The organism is Microbacterium sp. NPDC078814 (assembly GCF_040702645.1).
GTDB lineage: Bacteria > Actinomycetota > Actinomycetes > Actinomycetales > Microbacteriaceae > Microbacterium.
In genome coordinates this window covers 207,257-228,417 of sequence record NZ_JBFBLT010000002.1, presented here as the reverse complement: position 1 = coordinate 228,417, position 21,161 = coordinate 207,257, and the positions used below count along the sequence as shown (strand labels likewise).

General features: G+C 69.8%; 18 protein-coding genes. 7 read left to right on the top strand and 11 right to left on the bottom strand.

Annotated features, from left to right (window positions below):
- Positions 1-32: 32 nt before the first annotated feature.
- The 6 genes from AB0300_RS04325 to AB0300_RS04300 all read right to left on the bottom strand — a co-directional run bounded on the left by AB0300_RS04325 (position 33) and on the right by AB0300_RS04300 (position 5,310).
- Positions 33-380 (bottom strand): HIT domain-containing protein, encoded by a 348-nt coding sequence (locus AB0300_RS04325; RefSeq protein ID WP_366215531.1) that lies wholly within the window; start codon positions 378-380, stop codon positions 33-35.
- Positions 381-418: 38 nt separating this feature from the next.
- The gene (locus tag AB0300_RS04320; protein WP_366215530.1) at positions 419-1,147 is read right to left on the bottom strand and encodes a 16S rRNA (uracil(1498)-N(3))-methyltransferase; all 729 of its coding nucleotides are present in this window, start codon (positions 1,145-1,147) and stop codon (positions 419-421) included.
- Between the two features lie 2 nt (positions 1,148-1,149).
- Positions 1,150-2,262: a molecular chaperone DnaJ gene (gene dnaJ, locus AB0300_RS04315; protein WP_025103692.1), complete on the bottom strand. Its 1,113-nt coding sequence runs from the start codon at positions 2,260-2,262 to the stop codon at positions 1,150-1,152.
- A 36-nt stretch (positions 2,263-2,298) separates the two neighbouring features.
- Positions 2,299-3,330, bottom strand: coding sequence for a heat-inducible transcriptional repressor HrcA (gene hrcA, locus AB0300_RS04310; protein ID WP_025103693.1), 1,032 nt, complete (start codon positions 3,328-3,330; stop codon positions 2,299-2,301).
- A 109-nt stretch (positions 3,331-3,439) separates the two neighbouring features.
- Complete coding sequence (hemW, locus tag AB0300_RS04305; RefSeq protein WP_366215529.1) at positions 3,440-4,657, bottom strand: radical SAM family heme chaperone HemW; 1,218 nt, start codon at positions 4,655-4,657, stop codon at positions 3,440-3,442.
- On the bottom strand, positions 4,657-5,310 hold the full coding sequence (locus AB0300_RS04300; protein ID WP_366215528.1) for a DUF1990 family protein: 654 nt from the start codon (positions 5,308-5,310) through the stop codon (positions 4,657-4,659). Before AB0300_RS04300 ends, hemW begins: the two co-directional genes overlap by 1 nt.
- 197 nt (positions 5,311-5,507) lie before the next feature.
- Between AB0300_RS04300 and AB0300_RS04295 the strand changes: the two genes are divergently transcribed.
- A complete protein-coding gene (locus AB0300_RS04295) occupies positions 5,508-5,828 on the top strand; it encodes a GIY-YIG nuclease family protein (RefSeq protein WP_366215527.1) in 321 nt (106 codons plus the stop codon).
- A gap of 106 nt (positions 5,829-5,934) precedes the next feature.
- Here the strand turns inward: AB0300_RS04295 and lepA are convergent, their stop codons facing one another.
- Positions 5,935-7,803, bottom strand: a complete 1,869-nt coding sequence (lepA, locus tag AB0300_RS04290; protein WP_025103696.1) for a translation elongation factor 4 — start codon at positions 7,801-7,803, stop codon at positions 5,935-5,937.
- 242 nt (positions 7,804-8,045) lie between these two features.
- Between lepA and AB0300_RS04285 the strand changes: the two genes are divergently transcribed.
- The 5 genes from AB0300_RS04285 (at position 8,046) to AB0300_RS04265 (ending at position 14,544) form a co-directional block, all read left to right on the top strand.
- Entirely contained in the window at positions 8,046-9,029 is a 984-nt protein-coding gene (locus AB0300_RS04285) for an ABC transporter permease (protein ID WP_025103697.1), read from the top strand.
- 1 nt (position 9,030) lies between these two features.
- Complete coding sequence (locus AB0300_RS04280; RefSeq protein ID WP_025103698.1) at positions 9,031-9,969, top strand: ABC transporter permease; 939 nt, start codon at positions 9,031-9,033, stop codon at positions 9,967-9,969.
- A complete protein-coding gene (locus tag AB0300_RS04275; protein WP_025103699.1) occupies positions 9,966-11,894 on the top strand; it encodes an ABC transporter ATP-binding protein in 1,929 nt (642 codons plus the stop codon). Before AB0300_RS04280 ends, AB0300_RS04275 begins: the two co-directional genes overlap by 4 nt.
- A 132-nt stretch (positions 11,895-12,026) precedes the next feature.
- A complete protein-coding gene (locus tag AB0300_RS04270) occupies positions 12,027-13,739 on the top strand; it encodes an ABC transporter family substrate-binding protein (protein ID WP_025103700.1) in 1,713 nt (570 codons plus the stop codon).
- 73 nt (positions 13,740-13,812) lie between these two features.
- Positions 13,813-14,544 carry an alpha/beta hydrolase gene (locus AB0300_RS04265; RefSeq protein ID WP_025103701.1) on the top strand — a complete coding sequence of 244 codons (732 nt, stop codon included), beginning with the start codon at positions 13,813-13,815 and terminating at the stop codon, positions 14,542-14,544.
- Here AB0300_RS04265 and AB0300_RS04260 read toward each other — a convergent pair.
- Both AB0300_RS04260 and AB0300_RS04255 read right to left on the bottom strand, forming a co-directional pair.
- Entirely contained in the window at positions 14,536-15,774 is a 1,239-nt protein-coding gene (locus tag AB0300_RS04260) for an MFS transporter (protein WP_366215526.1), read from the bottom strand. The two genes, AB0300_RS04265 and AB0300_RS04260, sit on opposite strands and share 9 nt — an antisense overlap.
- On the bottom strand, positions 15,771-17,144 hold the full coding sequence (locus tag AB0300_RS04255; protein ID WP_366215525.1) for a family 1 glycosylhydrolase: 1,374 nt from the start codon (positions 17,142-17,144) through the stop codon (positions 15,771-15,773). The genes AB0300_RS04260 and AB0300_RS04255 overlap by 4 nt, the downstream gene beginning before the upstream one ends.
- Before the next feature lie 220 nt (positions 17,145-17,364).
- Here AB0300_RS04255 and rpsT point away from each other — a divergent pair, with 220 nt between their 5' ends.
- Complete coding sequence (rpsT, locus tag AB0300_RS04250) at positions 17,365-17,625, top strand: 30S ribosomal protein S20 (RefSeq protein ID WP_025103704.1); 261 nt, start codon at positions 17,365-17,367, stop codon at positions 17,623-17,625.
- 67 nt (positions 17,626-17,692) lie between these two features.
- Here the strand turns inward: rpsT and holA are convergent, their stop codons facing one another.
- Positions 17,693-18,730: a DNA polymerase III subunit delta gene (gene holA / locus AB0300_RS04245; protein WP_025103705.1), complete on the bottom strand. Its 1,038-nt coding sequence runs from the start codon at positions 18,728-18,730 to the stop codon at positions 17,693-17,695.
- A gap of 34 nt (positions 18,731-18,764) precedes the next feature.
- The gene (locus AB0300_RS04240) at positions 18,765-21,128 is read right to left on the bottom strand and encodes a ComEC/Rec2 family competence protein (RefSeq protein ID WP_366215524.1); all 2,364 of its coding nucleotides are present in this window, start codon (positions 21,126-21,128) and stop codon (positions 18,765-18,767) included.
- Positions 21,129-21,161 lie beyond the last annotated feature (33 nt).

The window sequence follows — 21,161 nt, the reverse complement described above, 5'->3', positions numbered from 1 at the left end:
CGTAGAGCCGTTCGGTGACGTTTTCCTGATCGTCAGAAGCCAACGAGCTTGTTCTCCTCGAGGTTGCCGAGCACATGGGCGTGCACGTGGAAGACGGACTGCGCGACGGTCGCGCCGTTGTTGAAGATGAGGCGGTACTCGCCGTTGGCGTGTTCCTCCGCGACGCGCTTGGCGGCGGCGACCATCTCGGCCAGCAGCGCGGGATCCCCGGCCGCGAGCTCGGTCACGTCGCGGTACTCCTCGGTCTTGGGGATGACGAGCACATGGAGCGGCGCCTGCGGATCGATGTCGCGGATCGCGAAGACGCGGCCCGTGTCGAGCAGGATCTCCCCGGGGATGTCCCCGGTGAGGATGCGCGTGAAGATCGAGGGTTGGCTCATGCTCTCAGCTTACTGGGGGGGACGCGAGGCGCGGCCGGTCACCAGCGCCCGAGGGCCGCGGACAGCACGGCGATGGCCGCGGGGCCCGCCGTGGACGTGCGCAGCACGGTGTCACCGAGCAGCACGCGTTCGGCGCCGGCGGCGGTGAGCTTCTCGAGCTCCTCCGGAGCGATCCCGCCCTCCGGACCCACCACGAGCACCAGGTCACGGTCATCCGGCACCAGGGCGGAGAGCCGCGCGGGCGCGGTCGGGTCGAGCAGGAGCACGCGCTGCGTCGCCGCGCGGGTCGCGAGCTGTGCGGTCGTCTCCGGGGCGGCCACCTCGGGCACCCAGGCACGGTGCGCCTGCTTCGCGGCCTCGCGGACGATCGTCGCCCAGCGCTCGCGTCCCTTCACCGCCTTCGGCCCCTCCCAGCGCGACACGCTGCGACCCGCCTGCCACGGCACGATCTCATCGACGCCCAGTTCGCACGCGGCTTGAACGGCGAGCTCGTCGCGGTCGCCCTTCGCGAGCGCCTGCACGAGCACGAGGCGCGGGCTCGCCGGCTCGTGCTCGACGCGCGCGCTGATCCGGACATCGACGCGCGACGGCGACACCGCTTCGGCCACGCCCGTCAGCCAGATGCCCCGACCGTCACCGACCGTGACGGCCTCGCCGACGCGCAGCCGCCGGACGACGGCCGCATGCTTCGCCTCGGCCCCGGTCAGGGAGACGAGGCCGCCCACCGCGGCATCACCCGCGGATTCGACGAGGAAGTGCAGCGCCACGATCAGTGGGCGCGGAACCGGTCACGCAGCTTGGAGAACAGGCCCTGCTGGAACTGCGCGAGCTGCGGGCCCGGCGCCTTGTTCTTCTTGGCGAAGTCCTCGATGAGCTTGCGCTGCGCGGAGTCGAGCTTGGTGGGGGTGACCACCTGCACGCCGACGCGGAGGTCGCCGCGCTGGGTCCCGCGCAGCGGCGTGATTCCTCGGCCCTTGATGGTCAGCACGTCACCGGACTGCACGCCGGCGCGGATCTCCAGGTCGACCTCCCCGTCGAGTCCCTCGATCGAGGTCTCGGTGCCGAGGATGGCGTCGGTCATGGACACCTCGAGGGTGGCGAGCAGGTCGTCGCCGTCACGGCTGAAGGCGGGGTGCGGGTTGACCGTGACCTCCACGTAGAGGTCGCCGTTCGGGCCGCCCGCGCGGCCGACCTCGCCGGAGCCGGGGAGCTGCAGCCGCAGTCCGGTCTCGACGCCCGCCGGGATGTCGAGGGACACCGTGCGGCGCGAGCGGACGCGTCCCTGCCCGCCACAGGTGCCGCAGGGGTACGGGATGGTCGTGCCGTAGCCCTCGCAGGTGCCACATGGCTGGGAGGTGACGACGTTGCCGAGAAGGCTCCGCACCTGACGCTGCACGTGCCCCGTGCCGCCGCAGATGTCGCAGGTGACGGGCGACGTGCCCTCCTGGCAGCACGAGCCCTGACAGGTCTCGCAGAGCACGGCCGTGTCGACCTCGATGTCGCGGTGCGCACCGAAGACCACATCGCCGAGATCGAGGGTGACCCGGACGAGCGCGTCCTGACCGCGCTCTCGCCGCGATCGCGGACGGGCGCCGCGTCCGCCACCCTGTGACGCGCCGAAGAACGTCTCGAAGATGTCGCCGAAGCCTCCGAAGCCGCCGAAGTTGTTCGCGCCGTCACCGCCGCCCATGTCGTACCGTCGGCGCGACTCCTCGTCGCTGAGCACGTCGTAGGCGTGCGTGACGAGCTTGAACTTCTCCGCAGCCTCCTCCCCCGGATTCACGTCCGGGTGGAGCTGCCGCGCCAGGCGCCGATACGCCTTCTTGATCTCGTCGGTGGAAGCGTCCCGGGACACCCCGAGAACCTCGTAGTGGTCCGCCACAATCGCCTTTCTGCGTGTGATTTCCGTGGGGCCGCGTCAGCGGCCGGCCTCGTCGTCGTCGAGCATGCGCGACAGGTAGCGGGCGACCGCCCGCGCTGCCGCGAGGTTGCTCGGATAGTCCATCCGGGTCGGTCCCATGACGCCGACCCGTGCGGTCCCCGAAGGCGCCGCGTAGTTGCTGGCGACGATCGACGCCTCGCCGAGCCCGAAGGAGGCGTTCTCGGTGCCGATGCTCGCCGCGAGGCCGTGCTCGTCCGGCACCATCTCGCTCATCAGCCGCAGCAGCGTGACCTGCTCCTCGATGGCCTCGAGGAGGGGGTGGATGCTGCCGCGGAAGTCCTGTTCGCGCCGCGCCAGGGTCGCCGCTCCGGCCATCACGAGCCGCTCCTGCCGGAAGCCGCCGAGTTCGTCGATCACGACGCCGGCGAGGGTGCGGAGCACGCGATCCTGCGGCGTCTCCTCCGTGGCGAGCAGCGCCTGAAGCCGGTCGGAGGCCGCCGCGATCGCCTGCCCCGTGATGAGGGCGGACAGCCGCGCGCGCAGCACGGCGAGGTCGGCCTCGTCGATCGCGTCCGGCAGAGCGGTGATCCGCTGCGACACCCCACCGGCGTCCGTCACCAGGACCGTGAGGAGCCGGTTCGGGGCCAGCGTCACGAGCTCCACGTGGGTCACGTGCGCCCGCGCGAACGACGGATACTGCGCCAACGCGACCTGGCCGGTGAGCTGCGTGAGGACGCGGACGGTCCGGACCATCAGGTCGTCGAGGTCGGCCGGGTCGGCGAGGAACGACTCGATGGCGGAACGCTGAGCGGTGGAGAGAGGACGGAGCTGGGCGAGGTGATTGACGAACACCCGGTAGCCCTTGTCCGTGGGGACGCGCCCGGACGACGTGTGCGGAGCCGTGATCAGCTCCTCGTCCTCCAGCTGCGCCATGTCGTTGCGGATGGTCGCGGCCGAGACCCCGAACGAGTGCCGGTCGACGATGGAACGGCTGCCCACGGGCTCGTGCGTCTCGACGTAGTCCTGCACGATCGCGCGGAGGACCTGCAGCCCTCGCTCTGTGACCATGGCTTCCCCTTCCCGCCGACCGGATGCTGGCACTCTGCTGCCCTGAGTGCCAATCCTACCTCCTGCGACCGGGAGATCTCCGAAGGCGGGGCAGCGCCGGTGGAGCCGCTCAATCCGTCAGTTCGCGCACGACGGCGTCGGCGAGGAGGCGGCCGCGGAGCGTGAGCTGCACGCGCCCGCGGATCGCCGCCGGCGCATCGATGAGACCGTCGGCGATGAGGCCGGCGATGCGGTCCCTGTTCTGCTCCGGGACGTCGGTCACCGCGATCCCCTCACGGATGCGGCTGAGGAGGAGGATGCGCTCCAGGGTCCGCGCCTCCGGGTCCGGACGCTCGCGTCCGGCCGCCGGCGAGGACGAGGCGGCCAGCCGCTGCGCGTAGGCCGCCGGGTGCTTGACGTTCCACCACCGGAGTCCGGCGACGTGGCTGTGGGCGCCGGGGCCGAAGCCCCACCAGTCGCTCCCCCGCCAGTACGCGAGGTTGTGCCGCGACCGCTGCCCCTCGCTGCGGGCCCAGTTGCTGACCTCGTACCACTCGAACCCGGCGGCGGCGAGGCGCTCGTCCGCCAGCTCGTACATGTCCGCCTGCAGGTCGTCGTCCGGGGTCGGCACCTCACCGCGACGGATCTGTCGCGCGAGCTTCGTGCCGTCCTCGATGATGAGGGCATACGCGGAGACGTGGTCGGACTCCAGGGCGAGGGCGGCGTCGAGCGAGGCCTCCCAGTCGGCGAGGCTCTCCCCCGGTGCGCCGTAGATGAGGTCGACGCTGACTGCGAGTCCTGCCTCCTTCGCCGCGGCGACGGCGGTGCGGACGTTCTCGGGCCGGTGCGTCCGGTCGAGCGCGGCGAGGACGTGCGGGACGGCGGACTGCATGCCGATGGACAGCCTCGTGACCCCCGCCTCGGCGAGGATGCGCGCGACCTCCGGGGTCACGGTGTCGGGGTTGGCCTCGACCGTGACCTCCGCGCCCGGTGCGAGACCGAACGCCGCGGTGGCCGCTCCCAGCATGCGGGCGAGGTCCCCCGCGGGAAGCAGCGTGGGCGTGCCGCCGCCGAAGAACACCGTGTTCATCGGGCGCAGCGCTCCGGCCTCGTCCAGCACCGTACGCGCGAGGGCGATCTCGCCGATGAGGGTGGACCTGTAGTCCTCCTGCTTCGCCCCGCGGAGCTCACCGGACGTGTACGTGTTGAAGTCGCAGTAGCCGCAGCGCACGCGGCAGAACGGGATGTGCAGGTAGGCGGAGAACGGCGTCTCGGCGGAGATCGGGAGGTCGGCGGGGAGTCGCCCGTCCGCGGGCGCCGGATCCCCGAGCGGAAGTGGTCCCGCCATCACACCGGAGTCGCGTAGAGCGGGGAGATCGCGCGGAGGTAGCGCGCGAACAGCTCGCGACGGCGGCGCTTCATCAGGGCGGGGACGAGCCGATAGAGCAGCGTGTTCGGGGCGTCGAAAGCCCGGACCGTGAACCAGACCTCGTCGTTGTCCTCGCGCCAGTCCACGTCGAACGACTCCTCGCCGCTCACGACGGAGCCCCCGACCGTGCCCAGCACGAAACCGATCCGCCGGGTCTCCTCGGTGACCGAGATCACACGGAGCTCGGAGTCGGCGCGCATGCCGCCGACGCGACCGCGGAGGTGGAGCGTCATGCCCGCGCCCACGAAGGGCATCCCCTCGGCGTCGTAGCGCGGCTCCACATCCCGCTTGCTCGGCGCGATGGGATTGCCCTCGGCGTCGAAGCTCACGCCCGCATAGGCGGGGCCGGGAGCAGGGCGGACGTCTTCCACGGACAGCCCGGCCGCACGCTGCGCCGTCCACGACAGCAGGGCTTCGCCGGCCGTCTGGAAACGCTCCTCGCCGCTGCCGATCCGCCAGTATTCCTCCGCCGGGATGCTGCGCTCCGGCGGGTACTGCATCAGATCGGGGGCGTGGGTCGCACCCACGGCCGCATAGTCCACCGTGTCGTCTCGGAAAGTCCCGCGCCGCATGAGATCCAGCCTACTTCGGGTTCCCTGAGCGAACACCCCCCGCGCCGCACGCCGTCACATCCCCGGGAGGGCTGGGCCCCTGATGCTGGGTCCCTGAGCCTGTCGAAGGGCTCCTCCACAACGCTGGGTCCCTGAGCTTGTCGAAGGGATCCCCCACGCCCCGGGAAACCCACACACTCCTCGGCCAGGATGGCCCGATGCCATGGACCTACATCCTCGAATGCCGTGACGGCAGCTTCTACACCGGCAGCACGAACGGCGACCTCGAAGCCCGCGTCTGGGAGCACAACCACGACGACCCGTTCGCCGCGAACTTCACCCGGAGACGCAGGCCTGCGGAGCTGGTCTACGCGGAGCACTTCGACACCGTCGACGCGGCCTTCTTCCGGGAGAAGCAGATCCAGGGATGGAGTCGTCGGAAGAAGATTGCGTTGATCGAGAGTCGGTGGAAGGACCTTCCGTCGTTGTCGAGGTCGTACGGTGCGCTTCGACAGGCTCAGCGACCCAACGACGGCTGACCGCTTCGACAGGCTCAGCGACCCAACGCGGACTGACCGCTTCGACAGGCTCAGCGCCCCAACGACGGCTGACCGCTTCGGCGGGCTCAGCGACCAGCGGGGTGGGCTACTTCTTGTCCTTGGTCTCGACGTCGCCGGAGAGCGCGGCGATGAACGCCTCCTGCGGAACCTCGACGCGGCCCACCATCTTCATGCGCTTCTTGCCCTCCTTCTGCTTCTCGAGGAGCTTGCGCTTGCGGGTGATGTCACCGCCGTAGCACTTGGCGAGCACGTCCTTGCGGATCGCGCGGATCGTCTCCCGGGCGATGATGCGCGCACCGATCGCGGCCTGGATCGGCACCTCGAACTGCTGGCGAGGGATGAGCTTGCGCAGCCGCTCCGCCATCATCGTGCCGTAGGCGTAGGCCTTGTCCCGGTGCACGATCGAGCTGAACGCGTCGACCTTCTCCCCCTGCAGGAGGATGTCGACCTTGACCAGGTCGGCCTCCTGCTGCCCCGACGGCTCGTAGTCCAGGGAGGCGTAGCCCTGCGTCTTGGACTTGAGCTGGTCGAAGAAGTCGAACACGATCTCACCGAGGGGCATGTTGTAGCGCAGCTCGACGCGCTCCTCGGAGAAGTACTCCATGCCCAGCAGCGTGCCGCGCCGTGACTGGCACAGCTCCATGACGGTGCCGACGTAGTCCTTGGGAAGCAGGATCGCCGCCTTCACCATCGGCTCGGACACCGAGCCGATACGGCCGTCGGGGTACTCGCTCGGGTTCGTCACGGTCACCGTCTCGCCGGTGTCGCTCGTCACGACCTCGTAGATCACGCTCGGGGCGGTGGTGATGAGGTCGAGGCCGAACTCGCGCGAGAGGCGCTCGGTCACGATCTCCAGGTGCAGCAGGCCGAGGAAGCCGCAGCGGAACCCGAAGCCGAGCGCCACGGAGGTCTCCGGCTCGTACTGCAGCGAGGCGTCGGAGAGCTTGAGCTTGTCCAGCGCCTCGCGCAGTTCCGCGTAGTCGCTGCCGTCGATCGGGTAGATGCCCGAGAAGACCATCGGCTTCGGGTCCGTGTAGCCGGGAAGCGCCTCCGCCGCGGGCTTGCGCGCGTTCGTGATCGTGTCGCCGACCTTCGACTGCCGCACGTCTTTCACGCCGGTGATGAGGTAGCCCACCTCGCCGACGCCGAGACCCTTGGTCGGGGTGGGCTCCGGGCTCGACACCCCGACCTCGAGGGCCTCGTGGTTCGCGCCGGTGGACATCATCTGGATGCGCTCGCGGGGCGAGAGGCTGCCGTCGACCATCCGCACGTAGGTGACGACGCCGCGGTAGGCGTCGTACACGGAGTCGAAGATCATCGCCCGCGCGGGTGCGTCCGCATCCCCCACCGGAGCCGGGATCTCCTCGACGATCCGGTCGAGCAGATCCTCGACCCCCATTCCCGTCTTCCCGGACACGCGCAGCACGTCCTCCGGCTTGCCGCCGATGAGCGAGGCGAGCTCCTTCGCGTACTTCTCGGGGTCTGCGGCGGGGAGGTCGATCTTGTTGAGGACGGGGATGATGTGGAGGTCGTTCTCCAGCGCGAGGTAGAGGTTGGCCAGCGTCTGGGCCTCGATGCCCTGCGCGGCGTCGACGAGGAGGATGGCACCCTCGCACGCGGCCAGCGACCGGGACACCTCATACGTGAAGTCGACGTGACCGGGGGTGTCGATCATGTTGAGCGCGAAGACCTCGTCCGGGCCCTGTGCCTGCCCCAGAGCCCACGGCATCCGCACCGCCTGGCTCTTGATCGTGATGCCGCGCTCCCGCTCGATGTCCATCCGGTCGAGGTACTGGGCGCGCATGTCCCGCTCCGCGACCACGCCGGTGATCTGGAGCATGCGGTCGGCCAGGGTCGACTTGCCGTGGTCGATGTGGGCGATGATGCAGAAGTTACGGATCTGCGCAGCCGGCGTCGCGGCAGGCTGAAGCGGGGTGAGAGCGCGTGGGGACATGTCCCGTCGATTCTACGGTGAGGGTCCTCATAATCCCCATTCGTGCGTATCGGTGATAGTCTCCCGAAGTTGCCCGGGATCAATCCGTGACACCGGATCCCGTAAGCGATACGACTCCGTCACAGACTCCGTGAGGGCTGTCGCGTCGCGCGGAACGGCGGATGAAACCCGATCATCCGCCCGGCTCAGCGTTGCGTCGGCAGACCCCGAGCGCGTCTGGAGAAGAGAAAGACAAATCCCCCTTGATCAAGTACCTCGCGCGCCGTGCCCTCGGCTGGCTGCTCATGATCGTGGTCGCGACGAACCTCACCTACTTCCTCGCGTGGGGCTTCCTCGATCCGCGCAGCAACTACGTGGGTCGTCGCCCTCCGCTCACCGAAGAGCAGATCGTGAACACCCTCGCTCCCCGCAACCTGAGCGACACCGTCCCGCTCATCGAGCGGTGGTGGACGTGGCTCACCGGCATCCTGCTCCGCTGGGACTGGGGCGTGAGCCCGACGGGCGGATCCGTCAACGAGCAGGTCGCCTACCGCATGTGGGTCAGCGCGGAGCTCGTCCTCGGCGCGACGATCCTCACGACGGTCCTCGGCATCGCGCTCGGCGTGTACACCGCGTCTCGGCAGTACAAGCTCGCCGACCGCATCGGCCAGGCGACGAGCATCATCACCCTGAACATCCCGATCGTCGTCGCGGCGTTCGCGATCGTCCTGCTCGCGATCGGCCTGAACAACGCCACCGGCACCCGCATCTTCTACGTGACCGGTAACGCCAGCCAAGGGGTCGAGGGCTTCTTCCCCACCCTCATAGACGTGCTGCAACACCTGACGCTGCCGACGATCGCGCTGGTGCTCACCGGGTACGCGAGCATCCACTTCCTGCAGCGGTCGCTCCTGCTGGACAACATCAACGCCGATTACGTCCGCACGGCCCGCGCGAAGGGCCTGACCAAGCAGCAGGCCATCCGCAAGCACGCGCTCCGGACGTCGCTCATCCCCGTCGCCACGCAGGTCGCCTTCACGATCCCCGCGATCTTCACCGGAGCGGTCCTGACCGAGACGATCTTCGCGTGGAACGGCATGGGCCGGTACTTCATCGAGACCATCACCAAGAACGACATCCACGGAACCGTCGCGATCGCCGCCTTCGGTGCGGTCCTCACGGCGATCGGCGCCATCCTCGCCGACATCGCCGTCGTCGTCCTCGACCCGCGCGTGAGAGTGAGCTGACATGAGCACCGACATGCTCGACCCGACCATCCACCCGGAGCCGGAGACCGCCGGCCCCGAGACCACCCGCGTCGCCACCAAGCGGCTGTCGAAGTGGACGCTGTACTGGCGACGCTTCTCCCGGAACCGCGGAGCCCTCATCGGCCTCGTGATCTTCGTCGTCCTCGTGCTGTTCGCCATCGTCGGGCCCTTCATCGCCCGGTACGACCACATCGAGCTCGACTTCCTGAACCTCAGCACTCCCCCGTCCGCGGAGCACTGGTTCGGCACGAACAACGCCGGAAACGACCTCTTCGCCCAGGTCGCCGTCGGCTTGCAGCGGTCGCTCATGATCGCCATCACCGTCTCCGTCGGCGTCACGATCGTGTCCGCGCTCGTCGGCACGGCCGCGGCCTACTTCGGCGGCTGGACCGAGCGCATCTCGCTCCTGGTCATCCACTTCATGATGGTGATCCCGAGCTTCCTCATCCTCGCGATGATCTCGAACAAGGCCGGCGGTGACTGGCGCGTCATCGCCCTCATCATGATCTTCGTGATCGGGTGGTACTTCCCCGCCCGCGTCATCTGGACGATGGCCCTGTCGCTGCGCGAGCGCGAGTACGTCAGCGCCTCCCGCTACATGGGCGTCGGCGGCATGCGCATCGTGCTCCGCCACCTCCTGCCCAACATCGGCTCGCTCCTCGTCATCAACTTCACCCTCGGCGTCGTCAACGCCGTGGTGACGGAGACGGGCCTGTCCTTCCTCGGCTTCGGCGTCAAGATCCCCGACGTGTCGCTCGGTGCCCTCATCGGCGCCGGCTCGAGCTCGCTGACCACGGCGCCCTGGCTGTTCTACTTCCCGGCGGCGGCGCTGACCCTGCTCACCGTGTCGATGGCGCTCATCGCCGACGGCCTGCGCGACGCCCTCGATCCCACCTCGGCTGCTGGAGGCCGCGCATGACCAACGTCCTCTCCGTCCGCGACCTCAAGGTCAGCTTCGCCTCCGAGGCCGGCCGTGTCGACGCCGTCCGCGGCGTCTCCTTCGACCTCGAAGCCGGCAAGACCCTCGGCATCGTCGGCGAATCCGGTTCCGGCAAGTCCGTGACCTCGCTCGCGATCATGGGTCTCCTCGACGAGAACGCCAAGGTCACCGGATCGATCATGTACGACGGGCAGGAGCTCGTCGGCATGAGCGACAAGCAGCTGTCGGTCATCCGCGGCAACGGCATGTCGATGGTCTTCCAGGACCCGCTGACCTCGCTCACGCCGGTCTACACGGTCGGCGATCAGCTCATCGAGGCCCTCACGGTCCACCGCGGCCTGTCCAAGAAGGACGCCTGGGACCGCTCCGTCGAGCTGCTCAAGCTCGTCGGCATCACCGAGCCCGAGCGCCGGATGAAGTCCTTCCCGCACGAGTTCTCCGGAGGCATGCGGCAGCGCGTCGTCATCGCCATCGCGATGGCCAACGATCCGAAGCTCATCATCTGCGACGAGCCCACCACGGCCCTCGACGTCACCATCCAGGCGCAGATCCTCGACCTCATCGAGAAGGCGCAGGACGAGACCGGCGCCGCGGTGATCATGATCACGCACGACATGGGCGTGGTCGCCCGCACCGCCGACGACGTGCTCGTGATGTACGCCGGCAAGCCCGTGGAGCACGCGCCCGTGCGCGAGCTGTTCCACAAGACCCGCATGCCGTACTCGATCGGCCTGCTCGGCGCCATCCCCCGCGTGGACAAGGCCGAGAAGGAGCCGCTGACCCCCATCAAGGGCAACCCGCCGCTGCTCATCAACCTGCCGGACGCCTGCCCGTTCGCCGACCGCTGCCCGATCGTCATGGACGCCTGCCGCGCCAAGGAGCCGGAACTGCTCCCCGTGCCGACGGGCTCGGGCGACCTGCACCAGGCCGCCTGCATCCGCGCGCACGAGATCGAGGACGGCGGCCTCCTCGGGGGCCTGCCCGTCTACCCCGTCCGCCCCGTCCCGGAGAGCGACCTCACACGGACGCCCCGCGAGGAGCGGCCGATCACGCTCGAGGTGAAGAACCTCCGCAAGACGTTCCCGTTGGTCAAGGGCGCGTTCCTGAAGCGCAAGGTCGGCGAGGTCCAGGCGATCAAGGGCATCAGCTTCGACGTGCGCGAGGGCGAGACGATGGCCATCGTCGGCGAGTCGGGCTCGGGCAAGACGACGACGCTGCTGCAGATCATGGACATGGTCAAGCAGACCGACGGCGACATCGTCATCGCCGGCACCAGCGTCAACGACATCCACAGCCGCAAGGTCGAGCGCGCCCTGCGCCGCGACATCCAGATCGTCTTCCAGGACCCGATGGGAGCCCTCGATCCGCGCATGACGGTGGCCGACATCATCTCGGAGCCGCTCTTCGCGATCGGCACGCCGAAGGAGGAGGCGCACCGGCGGGTGGACGAGCTCATGGACCTCGTCGGGCTCAACCCCGCGCACAGCGACCGCTTCCCGCAGGCGTTCTCGGGTGGTCAGCGGCAGCGCATCGGCATCGCCCGGGCCCTGTCGACGAACCCCAAGATCGTCGTGCTCGACGAGCCGGTGTCCGCGCTCGACGTGTCGATCCAGGCCGGCGTCATCAACCTGCTCGACGAGCTCAAGACCAAGCTCGGGCTGTCGTACCTCTTCGTCGCGCACGACCTCTCGGTGGTGCGTCACATCGCCGACCGCGTGGCCGTGATGTACCTCGGCGAGTTCGTGGAGCACGGCGACGTCGACCAGGTCTTCGACGACCCGCAGCACCCGTACACGAAGGCGCTGCTGTCGGCGATCCCCGTGCCGGATCCCGACATCGAGCGCACCCGCGAGCGGGTGGTCTTCGACGCCGAGACGATGTCGACGAAGCCCGCGACGGTCTGACCCGGATCCCATGCGCGCGTTCCTGGTCACCGTCCGATAACGGTTAGGCGGCATTCACCGCAGCGCCGTGTTCCGGGATACAGCGCGAACTAGTCTTCCCTTTATGAAACGCCGAAAGGCGAAAGGAGCACCATGAAGAACAAGAAGTTGCTGGGGGCGGTCGCGGTCGGCGGCGCCCTCGCACTCGCCCTCGCGGGCTGCGCGAGCGGTTCCGGGAACACCGGTGGCGGGGACAACGGCGAGAAGGTCGAGACCAAGACCGCCGACTACAACCCGCAGGACCGCAGCAACCTCCAGGAAGGTGGCGAGGTCAACTTCCCCATCAACGAGATCCCGGAGCAGCTGAACGGCTTCAACAGCGATGCCAGTGCTGACACCGCTCGCCTGTGGTCGTGGTACATGCCGCAGATCCTCCTGGTCTCGCCGGAGGGCGAGGTCACGAAGAACGACGCCTACCTCGACGCGTACGAGATCGGCGAGGAGGATGGCAACACGACCATCACCTTCACGTTCAAGGACGAGGCGCACTTCAACGACGGCACCGACATGGACTGGACGTCCGTCGACGCCACGTGGAAGGCCAACCGCTCCTACGACGAGGGCTTCAACCCGAACGCGACCGACGGCTACAAGCAGATCAAGACCGTCGAGCAGGGTGACACCGCGAAGACCGCCGTCGTGACGTTCGACGGCATCTACGCCTGGCCGTCCATGGCGTTCCTCACGGGTGGCGTCCTGCACCCGGACATCGCCGACCCGGCCGTGTTCAACGAGGCCTTCATCGGCAACATGCACCCCGAGTGGGGCGCCGGCCCGTACACCGTCGACACGTTTGACGCGAACGGCGGCTTCGTCTCGTTCAAGCCGAACCCCGAGTGGTGGGGCAACGCGCCGCTGCTCGACACGGTCACCTTCACGGCCATGGAGCCCGACGCCTCGATCAACGCCTTCAAGAACGGCGAGATCGACATGGTGGGCGCCAACACCAACGACCGCCTGAAGCAGGTCCAGGAAGTGGACGACACCGTCGTCCGCCGTGCGCAGCAGACCGCCAAGACGGTCCTGCTCGTCGACGCCGACAAGCCGCAGTTCGAGGACATCGACGTGCGCAAGGCGTTCTTCCTCGGCGTGAACGTCGACCAGCAGAAGCAGATCGCGTGGAACGGCCTCGGCTACGAGGAGCCGGTCGCCGGTTCGCTCAACCTGTACTCGTTCCAGGACGGCTACAAGGACTCGTTCGCCGAAGCCGGTCTGAAGCACGACGTCGAGGGCGCCAAGAAGCTCCTCGACGACGCCGGCTGGACCGAGGGCGAGGACGGCATCCGCGAGAAGGACGGCGAGAAGCTCTCCGTCACCTTCCCGATCTTCGGTGAGGACCCGACCATCGAGGCCCTCGCGAAGTCGCTGCAGGCGCAGCAGAAGGAGATCGGCATCGACCTCAAGATCGATGTCCGTGCCTCCGCCGACTTCTCCAGCGACTTCACCACGAAGAACTGGGACGTCGTCTCGCTCCGCTTCACCGACTCCGACCCGTTCGGCCCGGCCTGGTTCTGCCAGCTCTACTGCTCCGACAGCGGTCTGAACCTGTCGGCGACCGGCACGGAGGAGATCGACCAGCAGATCGCCGACGAGGTCGAGAGCCAGAAGGACGCGGAGTCCTGGACCACCGCGGCGATGGACCTCGAGCCGAAGATCATCGAGCAGACCTGGGGCCTCATCCCGCTGTACAGCGGCCCCTCGATCTACGTGGTCAAGAACGGCCTGGCGAACCTCACGCCGGAGCCCTACGTCGGTCTCGACCTGTTCGGCGTCACGCCGGTCGAGAACGTCGGCTGGGAGAAGTAACATCCTCTGACACCTCGTGTCGAAGCGGGGTCGGTGGTCCATCCACCGGCCCCGCTTTCCTTATGCTGAAGGCGTGACCGTCCAGACCGTCCTCGTGCACGGCATCCGCACGTCGGCCACCATGTGGCGGTCGCAGATCGAGTACCTGGGGGCACGCGGGCTCCCCGTCACCGCCGTCGACCTCCCCGGCCACGGCAGCCGGATGGACGAGGACTTCACCCTCCACGAGGCGCTGCACACGATCGATGCGGCCGTCCGCGCCGCGGCCGAGACGGGCCCCGTGCTGCTGGTCGGCCACTCCATGGGCGGGCTGCTCTCGCTCGCGTACACCGGTGGCGCTGAGCCTCCGCCCGTCGACGGACTCGTCGCCGCCGCATGCACCTCGCTTCCCCGCGGCGCCGGGCTGCGCGCGTACCGCCTGTTCGCCCGGGCGGTCGACTCCCTGCCCGACCGTGGCATGTGGCTGACGCAGCGCATGCTCGCCGCGACGATCCCCGAGGAGAATCGCGGAGACTTCGCCGCCGGTGGGTACGCCCTCGACATCCAGGACCAGACGCTGCGCAGCCTCGCCACCCTGGATGTGGCGGCCGCCGTCCCCCGCATCCAGGTGCCCCTCTGGTTCGTGAACGGCCAGTACGATCAGCTCCGGCTTAACGAACCCCTGTTCCGGCGCCTGGCCCCGGAGGCGGAGCTCATCGTCGTGCCACGGACCACGCACCTGATCACGGCCATGCGCCCGCGGGTGTTCAACGCCGTCCTCTCCCTCGCGATCGCGACGATCGAGCAGCGCACGGCGTCAGGCTGAGAGCACCCGAGGCCGCGCGGCGGCGGTGAGCGCTCCGCCGACGAGCGACAGGATGGCTGCCGCGAGGAAGACGAGCCAGAACCCGCCGGCCAGCGCGACGAGGCCGGCCCCGAGGACGGGCCCGATGAGCTGTCCGAGGGCGGCGGTGACGTTCACGATGCCGAGGTCGCGCGCGTGGTCCTGCTCATCCGGGAGCAGGTCGGCCGCGAACGCGAGCCCCACGGTCGAGAAGGCGCCGTAGCCGACGCCCATGAGCGCGGCGGCGATCATCGTCATCTCGAAGGTGGGCAGAGCCACGATCACCACACCCGACGCCGCCTGGACGACCGTGGCCCCCACGGCGAGCCGGCGGCGCTCCCCGGTGCGGTCGGAGATGATCCCGGTGATCACGGAGGCGAGTACCACGAAGACCGTGTAGACGACGATCAGCAGGAGGAGGTTGTCCTGTGCGGTCGTGCTCTCCTGTCCGAGCCCGTGGAGGAGGAAGAAAAGGAACAGCGCCGTGCCGAGGGCGTTGCCGATGTTGGTGACGAGCCGGCCCGAGAGCATCCAGGCGAAGTCGCGGTCGCGGAGCGACGCCAGGCGGGGCCGCCCGATGCGCTGAGGGCGCAGCGCCTCCGTGCTCGGCGGGTCCGGCAGCAGCAGTGCCGCCGCGACGCCCACCACCGCGATGATGCCGGCGAGGAGCAGATACCCGGCGACGATGCCGAGGCCGAGCAGCACGACGAGTCCGACCCCGAGCACGATCCCGACCGCCTGGCTCGACCCGACCGCGGCGGATGCGGCACCGCGCTGCGTCGTCGGGAGCTGGTCGGCGATGAGCGCGGTGAACGCGGCGGAGGAGACGGCGACGCCGATCGAGACGCCGACCCAGCCGGCGCCGACCGCCCACGGGCCGTCGGCGAAGCCGGTGAGGACGAGACAGGCAGCCGTGAGCGCGACCCCTCCCAGAGCCCATGGCCGCCGCCGATGCGCGCCGGCGCGGGCGCGATCCGAGAGTGCCCCGGCGAGCGGCCCGGCGACGACGCCGGCGAGGCCACCCAGTCCGAGCACGATCCCGGAGGAGACGACGCCGCGGATCCAGTCGTCCTCCGGAGTGTCGAGCTGCAGCGGGAGGAGGAGCTGGACCGGGGTGAGCTGGACGGTCCAGATCGCGAGCCAGGCGAGGGTGAACAGCGACATCCAGCGCAGGCCCGCTCGGTGGGTGCCGAGGCCCGGGGTCGCGCTCATGCGCGTGCCGCCTCGGCGTCTTCGGCTGCGCGCGCACCCGCGATGAGGTCGCGGTACCAGCCGTAGGAGGCCTTCGGGGTGCGCTCCCCCGTCGAGAAGTCCACGTGCACGAGGCCGAACCGCTGCGTGTAGCCGTCCGTCCACTCCCAGTTGTCGAGCAGCGACCAGACCGTGTACTCCTCGACGGGGACGCCGGCGTCGATGGCCTCGCCCACCGCGTCGATGTGCGCGGAGAGGTAGGCGATCCGATCCGTATCCTCCACAGGGCCGGCGACGTCGGGCTCCGGGAAGGATGCCCCGTTCTCCCCGATGATGATCGAAGGCATGCTCGGGTGGCGGCGGTGCAGATCGATCAGGAGGTCGCGCAGCGCGGACGGCATGATCGGCCACTCGGGACCGAACCCGGTGACGGGCACTCCGGGAGTCGGAACGATCTCGAACGGGATGTCGTCCTCGGCGGCGGCGGCGGTGACCGTGGTCGGGTTGTAGAAGTTCACGCCGTAGAAGTCGATCGATCCCGCGATGCGTGCGAGGTCGTCACCGAGGACGGGCAGCGGCGGGAGCCCGAGGACCTCCAGGTCCGATGTCGTCCCGGAGAGGAGCGGCTCGCTGAACAGCCGGTTGTGCAGGAGGTCGTACACCGCGGCCGCGGCCTGATCCTCCTCGGTGTCCCGCAGCGGCAGGACCCAGGTGTGGTTGTTGACGAGTCCCACGCTCGCCGCGCCACGGGCATGCAGCGCCTCGGCGGCTCGGGAATGGGCGAGCAGCTGGTGATGTGCGGTCGGAAGGGCGCCGTAGAGGAGCTGCCTTCCGGGTGCGAGCGCGCCGACGGCGTAGCCCTGCAGAGTGGTCATCGCGGGCTCGTTCAGCGTGTACCAGGACGACACCCGGTCTCCGAGGCGTGCGGCGACGAGGGCGGCGTACTCGCCGAAGCGCTCGACGGTATCGCGGGCCAGCCAGCCGCCGTCGGCCTCGACAGCGCTCGGCAGCTCCCAGTGATAGAGGGTCGGGAACGGGGTGACGCCGGCCGCCAGCAGACCATCGACGACGCGCGCGTAGTGGTCCAGCGCCGCGACGTTCCCGGGGCCGCGTCCGTCCGGCTGCACGCGCGCCCAGGGGATCGAGAACCGATACCGATCGAGCCCGAGACCGGCCACCAGGGCGAGGTCATCCGCCACGCGGCGATAGCTGTCGCAGGCCGGCTCCGCCGTCGAGCCGTCCCGGATGCGTCCCGGCTTGGCGATCTCGTCGTCCCAGATCGACCGGCCCGCGCCGTCGGCGCGGCGGGAACCCTCGATCTGGACGGACGAGGTGGCGGCGGACCAGCGGAGCCGCGCACGCGCGGCCGGGTCGGTGCTGAGGGGGGTCATCGGGCTCCTGACGTCGTCGTCGTTGTGGATGATTCTGCACCCGGTCCCACCTCCCGCGCGACGGCGTCTCGCCCGAGTGGCGTCGTTTCGCACGATCCCGCCCGGTACTGGTAGACTCGACTCTTGGCTTGCGTGTGGGTTCTTCCCTCACGACCGCCGTGCAGCAGCCCTCTTCTGCTGCCGGCACTCCGAATCACTCCTGTACAGAAAGCGTCCACACGTGGCAAACATCAAGTCGCAGATCAAGCGCAACAAGACCAACGAGAAGGCTCACGAGCGCAACAAGGCCGTGAAGAGCGAGCTGAAGACTCTCGTCCGCCAGACCCGCGAGGCCGTCGCCGCCGGCGACAAGGCCGCCGCCGAGAAGAGCCTGAAGAAGGCCTCGGTCAAGCTCGACAAGGCCGTCAGCAAGGGTGTCCTGCACAAGAACCAGGCGTCGAACCGCAAGTCGGCGATCGCCAAGCAGGTCTCGGCTCTCTGAGCTTCTGACTTCCGAAGGCCCGTCTCCTCGTGAGGCGGGCTTTCTGCTTTCCCGGGAGGCGGGTGCCCTAGCCTCCGAACGGCTCACGGGTGGCGATGACCGTCACCATGCGCTCGAGCGCGAAGATGGGGTCGCGCGCCGCACCCTTGACCTCGGCGTCGGCGCGCGCGGTCGCCTGGATCGCCATCCCCAGGGAGCGCTCGTTCCAGCCCGCCAGGTCGCGACGCGCGCGGTCGACCTGCCAGTCCTTCATTCCGAGGCGCTGGGCGAGCTGTCTGCTGGGCTCACGGTTGCCGGCGACGCGCGCCATCGTGCGCAGCTTCATCGCGAACGCGGCGACCATCGGCACCGGGTCCGCGCCGGAGGACAGGGCATGGCGGAGCGCCACGAGAGCCTCGCCGTAGCGTCCGGCGATGGCGGTGTCGGCGACGACGAATGCCGACACCTCGACCCGGCCGCCGTAGTACTTCGTGACGACCTCTTCGGTGATGTCGCCCTCGACGTCGCCGATGAGCTGCTGACAGGCGGCGGCGAGCTCGGTGAGGTCGTCGGCGAAGGCCGAGACGAGCGCTCGGAGTGCCGGCGGGGCGATGCGCTTCTTCGCCGCCTTGAACTCCCCCGCCGCGAAGTCGACCCGGTCGCCGTCGCGCTTGATGGCGGGGCACGCGATCTCGATCCCGCCGCCCGTCCCCGCGCGCAGCGCATCGAGGAGCTTCTTCCCGCGGACGCTGGCGCCCGTGTGGCGGAGCACGACCGTGGCCCCCTCCTGCGGGTTCTCCAGATACCCGATGGCCTCCTGGAGGAAGGCGTCAGAGCACTTCTCCACGCCGGACACGCGAACCAGGCGCGGTTCTCCGAACAGCGACGGCGAGGTCAGGGAGAGCAACGTGCCGGGAGCGTAGTCGTCGGCACGGACGTCGCTGACCTCGAGCGCCGGATCCTCCGCACGGAGGTAGTCGCGCACCCCGGCGATCGCGCGCTCGGCGCAGACCTCTTCCGGGCCCGAGACGAGCACCAGCGGCGCGGGGTGCGGCTCCCGCCACGACACCTGCGGGATCTTCGTGGCCTTCGCGCCGCCGCGGGAGGGAGGACGGGAAGCTGCCATGGGACCAGCCTACCGGCGGTGTCGGACACCCGACTCAGGGCGGCGCGACATCGGTCCAGACGCGGAGGGCATGGTCCTCGATGCCGAGCAGGGTGCGACCGTCGCGGTCGGTGCGGTAGACGTGCGCGCCGAGAGCCGACAGCAGCTCCAGGGTCTCCCGACGCGGGTGTCCGTAGTCGTTGCCCGCGCCGACCGTGATGAGCGCCACGCTCGGCTGCAGAGCCTCGTACAGAGCGGGCTCCTGATCAGCGCTCCCGTGGTGGGCGACCTTGACCACGTCGTATCGTGTCAGCGGCGTATCGCGGAGCAGCGCGCGTTGCGGGGCCGCGGAGAGGTCGCCCAGCAACAGGGCGCGCGGCACTCCTCCCCCGGCGAACTCGGTGACGACGCTCGCATCGTTGCCCGGCGGGAAGGCGACGCTGTCCTTCCGCGGCCAGAGCACCCGCCACGATGCTCCGCCGAGAGTGCCCCGGTCTCCGGCGCCGACCGCGCGGAGGGCCGCGCCCGCCCGCGCCAGGCCATCGAGCACGCGCGCATCGGCATCGTCGGCGGGTGGTCCGTGCAACACGGTGTCCACTCGCCCTTCGAGCACGGCCGCACCCCCAACGTGGTCCGCGTCGAAGTGCGTGAGCACGAGCAGGTCGATGCGGTCGATGCTCAGCGAGCGGAGGCAGGCGTCGAGCGCCCCGGGGTCCGGACCGGTGTCGATGAGGGCGATCGCGTCCTGCGAACGCACCAGGATCGCGTCGCCCTGGCCCACGTCGCACGCGGCGATCGCCCACCCGTGCGGCGTCACCAGCGGGGCGAGCGGACCGTCGACCAGCACGCGGGAGGCGCCAATGGACGCCACGACGATGAGAACGCCGGCCGCCACGCATCGGACGATGGTGGGGACGCCGCCGGACATCGAGGGCCCCGGCCGACGAGACCACACCGTCACGACGTCCGGGCGCGTGACGTCCCGTAGGCGCGGCCTTCCGCGGCAGCACACGATGGCGATCGCGACGCTCACCAGCGCGACCAGGGCAGCGCTGCCGAGCCCCGCGGGGAGGAGCACCTGAGCGCCGGGGAGCCCGGAAGTGACATGCGCGACGGTCGCGATCCACGCAGACGGCAGCCAGGCGCACGCGGCGAGCAGATCCGCGACGGGTGGGAGAGGCGCAGCGAGACAGGCGACGAGCCCGATCACCGTGGCGACCGGCGCGGCCGGCTCGGCGAGGAGGTTCGCGACGACCGAGACGAGCGACTGCTGCTCCGCGAACACCGCGATGACGGGCGCGCACGCGAGCTGCGCCGCCAGAGGCACGGCGATCGCGAGGGCCAGCGGACCGGGCAGCCAGCGAGCAATGCCGTTCGCCAGCGCCGGGGCGAGCAGGATGAGGGCCCCGGAGGCCACGGCGGACAGCGCGAACCCCGGCGTCGATGCGAGCCAGGGATCGGCGACGAGGAGCGCGCCCACGCACAGGGCCAGGATCCCGGCGCCTGCGCTCGGCCGCCCGACGAGGATCGACAGCATGCCTGCCGCGGCCATCGTGGCGGCCCGGATGACGCTCGGCTCCGGCGTCACGAGCACGACGAAGGCCGCCAGCGCGAGGGCCGCGAGCACGACCCGCAGCGCTCGCGTCCCGCCGCTCAGCGCCGCGATCGCGAACACCGCGGCGACCACGATCGCGCAGTTCGCCCCGGACACGGCGGTGAGGTGGCTGAGGCCGCTCGTACGCATGTCGGCGTCGACTGCGGCGGGCACAGCGGTCGTATCGCCCACCGCCAACCCCGGAAGGAGCCCGGCGCCGGGTTCCGGGAGCCGCGTCGCGCGCTCGACGAACGACCGGCGGAGGTCGGCAGCGAACCCGAAGACGCCCGGTGCGGACCGTTCCACCGTTCCGGCGGTGACGAAGACGACGAGGGCCGCCCGCTCCCCCGCATTCGTTTCCGCACTCTCTCCGGTCACGCGCACCTGCGCGCCGAGGACGAACCCCTCCGATTCCTCGATGCCGATGCGCACCGGACCGGCCGCCGGCTCCACGGCCCCGGGCGCACCGATGCCGCTCAGCTGCACGTCCATCCAGAGACGCCCATCGCGTCCCACGGACGCCGACGACGAGACTTCACCGACCGCTTCGACGGCTCTGCCTCCCCACGCGTGCACGGCGTCACGGCCCGCGGACTGTGCGAACACGGTGAACGCCACGGCCGCCGCCGTCGCGAGAACCACGATGACCAGTCCCCCGATCGTCGCGACTGCGCGGCGCCGGATCGCCAGAGCGGCGACGATGATCCCCGCGGCCGCCAGGCATCCACCCGCCACCCACGCCGCCGCTCCCGGCACGAACACGCAGACCAGGGCCACACCCCAGGCACCGACCGCCACCGGCAGCAGGCGCAGATCGCGCGTCACGCCGATCCCTCCTCGGGCCCCAGGGACGAACGC